Below are 3096 nucleotides of genomic sequence, written 5' to 3'. Positions count from 1 at the left end.
GGAAAGAATTACATTAACACCAAGCTGTATAAGGGGAAATAAGATTGTGTAGATAAGTGTTATAATTAAAGCAAATAAAAAACTTAGCCAAAGGGGATGAGCGCTAAAATTTTGTTCAATAAAATTGATTTGCTTATCTATTGCTAAAATTCTTTCTTCAATTGCTTTTGTAGAAAGTAGAAAAATACTAATTGGTTTCCAATAAATCCATATCTTAAATACCAAGAAAGCAATAAAAAATGTAATAAATATAGGAGTTTTTATTTTTTCCTCTTGCGCTTTTAAGAAATTGGATAGTAATTCTTTTATTGTTTCCATAATGGTGGGTAGCAAATATTGTGATTTCAAAAATCAAGATAATCAGTGATTGGTATAGATTGCAATCATCATTTTTGTAATGGAAGGTAAGGCAAAAAACATGTACATGATGCGTTTTCAGACGACCTACACCTTCAATACGGCTTTCCGATACACCCACTCTCCGGCAAATAAAAGCCCCATTAACACATACGACACGATGCCGGTATAAGCCGCCCACCAGTCGTAATATTGCAAGCCTGCCAGAATGGCGGCGGTTGCGCCGTTGAGGATGAAGAAGCCGCACCAGATTTGCGTAACGCGGCGGGTGTGGCGCACGCCTTCGGGGGGAAGGTCGGGGTGTTGCAGTCGGGCGAGGCGTTCGATGACGGTTTGTTTGGCAAACAGGCTGCCGCCGAAAACGGCAAGCATCAGCGCGTTGACGGCGACGGGATACCAATACATCGAGTCGGGTTGTCTGAAAACCAGTACGGCGGCGAAAAAGGCGGCAAGGATAATCGCCGTAATGCGTTGGGCTGTGGTTTGCGGCATGGCAGCGCGTATCAGCCACAGGACGCACATGGCGGCGGCAAGCCAGAAAAACGCGCCGTTTTCCCTGCCGTAATACCATAGGAGCGGATAGGCGAGGCTGACGAGGGTCAGTAGGAATTTCCTTAATATTTTCATGGTTATGATTGATTTTCAGACGGCCTTGCGGATTGACAAGGCCGTCTGAAAATATGCTGATTCAAAGCGGAATCACGAATCTTGTTGTACTTTCAAAACCGCTTGAACCACGTCTTCTACGGTACGCACATTACGGAAGTCTTCGGCTTGCAGTTTGCGGCCGGTTTCGCGTTTGATGTGGTCGATAAGATCGATGGCGTCGATGCTGTCGATTTCTAAATCTTCGTAGAGGTTGGTTTCGGATTTGATGCGTTCCGGTTCGATTTCAAACAGGTTAACCAGTGCATCGGTCAGCAGGGTGCGTACTTCTTGTTCGGTCATCTTGTCTCTCCCTTATGATTGGCGGCTCTTGACGAACTCGGCCAAAGTTTTGACGTTGGCGAAGTTTTCGCGCAGGTTGTCGTTTTCGCCGTCGAGCTGGAAGCCGAAGGTTTTTTGCACTGTCAAACCGAGTTCCAGCGCGTCGACGGAATCCAGTCCCAAGCCTTCGTCGCCGAAGAGCGGGTCTTCGCTGCCGATGTCGGCAGGAGTGATGTCTTCCAGCCCCAAGCTGTCAATGATTAATTCTTTGATTTGGTTTTCTAAGTTATTCATGTGGTTTTCCTTGTGAAATAGTCTTGAAGGTATTCGTTTAAGCCCCTTGCGGCGATGGGTAAGGGTTTTTCTGCCAGCCATTCTTCGGGCAGGATGTCGTCGCCGACGGTGATTTCATAATGGATTTTGTGCGGCGGTATTTTGTACCAAGGCTGGCCTTTTTTGAAATTGGGCGGCGTCATTTTGATGCACACGGGGGTGATGACCGATGCGCTGCGCAAACCGAGCGATACCGCGCCACGGTGCATTTTAACCTGTCCGTCCCAGCCTGTGCGCGTGCCTTCGGGGAAAATCAGCATACTTTGCCCGCTTTTGAACACGGCGTCGATTTCTTCCAACATTTCCATGCTTTCGTCGTTGGGGATGTAGCCTGAAGCGATAATCTGGCTTTTCATGCTGGGGTTGTGCAACAGGTCTTTTTTAACCAGTACGTTCGGCTCGGAATAGTGGCTGATCAGCAAGACGATATCCAAAAGCGAGGGATGGTTGGCAAGAATGAGCTGGCCGGGCCTGCCGAGTTTTTCCAATCCGTTGAAACGGACGCTTAATACTCCCGACCATTGCAGGTAGCCGACAAAGAAACGCCAAACTCTGCCTATCATGCGTCTTGCTTCAAGTTGGCGTTTGATGTCGCCTTTGGTCGATTTGAGCGTATAGGGTAAAAGTGCGATTTTGAACAATACGCCTGCAACACCGAAGAGGATGAAGCCGAAGAGTGTGGCAAAAAAGCGACGGAAATAGTCTAAAGTCTTCATGCGTTTTTCTGCCAGTGCCAGTTTCTACCGGCATAGTGTTGCGTGTGTTGTCGGCCGTCTGAAAGCAGGAAGCGTACCCACTCCAAGCTGATCCAATAGGGCTCGACTGTTGTATCGTTAGGGTTTTCAGACGGCCTCTCGGATGTGGTTTCCAAGCTTAAGGTATAGTCTTCGCCTTTGGTGATGACCAGTGCCAATGCATAGGCAAACGGCGCACGTGTAGCCAAGACGGGATAGTCTTCAGACAACGGATCATCGGCGACAATCACTAAAACGGATGGCGTGCCGTCTTGCAAAAGCGCAAATGCCTCGGTCAGCGCGGTTTCAAAGGAATCGGCGGCAACGGCCAACGCGGTATGCTCGCTCATGTCTTTGCGCAACATCGACCATTGCCCAATCGTCGCGTTGTGAACGGACAGGCCGAATGAGGTCGGCGACACGGTATGCGTGTTCAAAAGCTCTTGCCACAATTCAAAGCTGCGGTTGCTTTCGCCGTCGTGCGAAACGTACACCGGTACGCTTTCAGGATATTGGTCGGCCAGATTCCATGCCGCATCACAAACCAAGCGCGCCGCTTTTCCCAAGCGGCGGCGTTGCATAGGCGGCAAAAAGGAGAGCGCGGGTTTGCACTCCGGTAGTGAGGCGGTATCGAGTTTTCCCTGCGCCCAGTCCTGCCATTGCTCCGGCGTACTGATTTTGCTGGAGGAGGCCTGCCATGCGGCGATATTGAAGCTGAAACGGCAAACGTTTTGAGGCATGATGT

The 3096-nt window shown here is 49.3% G+C and carries 5 protein-coding genes and 1 pseudogene; all 6 read right to left on the bottom strand.

Features of this window, described 5'->3' with window-relative positions; translation table 11 throughout:
• A pseudogene (locus ACTHUT_RS16705) lies at nt 1-333 on the bottom strand (hypothetical protein); the annotation flags it as partial.
• Nucleotides 334-444: 111 nt separating this feature from the next.
• Complete coding sequence (locus tag ACTHUT_RS16700) at nt 445-984, bottom strand: hypothetical protein (protein WP_250600323.1); 540 nt, start codon at nt 982-984, stop codon at nt 445-447.
• Between the two features lie 72 nt (nt 985-1056).
• Nucleotides 1057-1305 (bottom strand): acyl carrier protein, encoded by a 249-nt coding sequence (locus tag ACTHUT_RS16695; RefSeq protein ID WP_250600325.1) that lies wholly within the window; start codon nt 1303-1305, stop codon nt 1057-1059.
• Nucleotides 1306-1317: 12 nt separating this feature from the next.
• The gene (locus ACTHUT_RS16690) at nt 1318-1578 is read right to left on the bottom strand and encodes a phosphopantetheine-binding protein (RefSeq protein WP_250600327.1); all 261 of its coding nucleotides are present in this window, start codon (nt 1576-1578) and stop codon (nt 1318-1320) included.
• Nucleotides 1575-2333 (bottom strand): lysophospholipid acyltransferase family protein, encoded by a 759-nt coding sequence (locus ACTHUT_RS16685; protein ID WP_440419117.1) that lies wholly within the window; start codon nt 2331-2333, stop codon nt 1575-1577. The genes ACTHUT_RS16690 and ACTHUT_RS16685 overlap by 4 nt, the downstream gene beginning before the upstream one ends.
• On the bottom strand, nt 2330-3091 hold the full coding sequence (locus ACTHUT_RS16680; protein WP_440419120.1) for a beta-ketoacyl synthase chain length factor: 762 nt from the start codon (nt 3089-3091) through the stop codon (nt 2330-2332). The genes ACTHUT_RS16685 and ACTHUT_RS16680 overlap by 4 nt, the downstream gene beginning before the upstream one ends.
• Between the last annotated feature and the right edge of the window lie 5 nt (nt 3092-3096).

The organism is Neisseria sp. P0022.S010, from assembly GCF_051956635.1.
This window is presented reverse-complemented; position numbering and strand designations above follow the sequence as displayed.

Bases quoted from the DNA above. Each gene is read 5' to 3' on its own strand.
- ACTHUT_RS16700 (WP_250600323.1), bottom strand. From the start codon at position 984: ATGAAAATATTAAGGAAATTCCTACTGACCCTCGTCAGCCTCGCCTAT.
- ACTHUT_RS16695 (WP_250600325.1), bottom strand. From the start codon at position 1,305: ATGACCGAACAAGAAGTACGCACCCTGCTGACCGATGCACTGGTTAAC.
- ACTHUT_RS16690 (WP_250600327.1), bottom strand. From the start codon at position 1,578: ATGAATAACTTAGAAAACCAAATCAAAGAATTAATCATTGACAGCTTG.
- ACTHUT_RS16685 (WP_440419117.1), bottom strand. From the start codon at position 2,333: ATGAAGACTTTAGACTATTTCCGTCGCTTTTTTGCCACACTCTTCGGC.
- ACTHUT_RS16680 (WP_440419120.1), bottom strand. From the start codon at position 3,091: ATGCCTCAAAACGTTTGCCGTTTCAGCTTCAATATCGCCGCATGGCAG.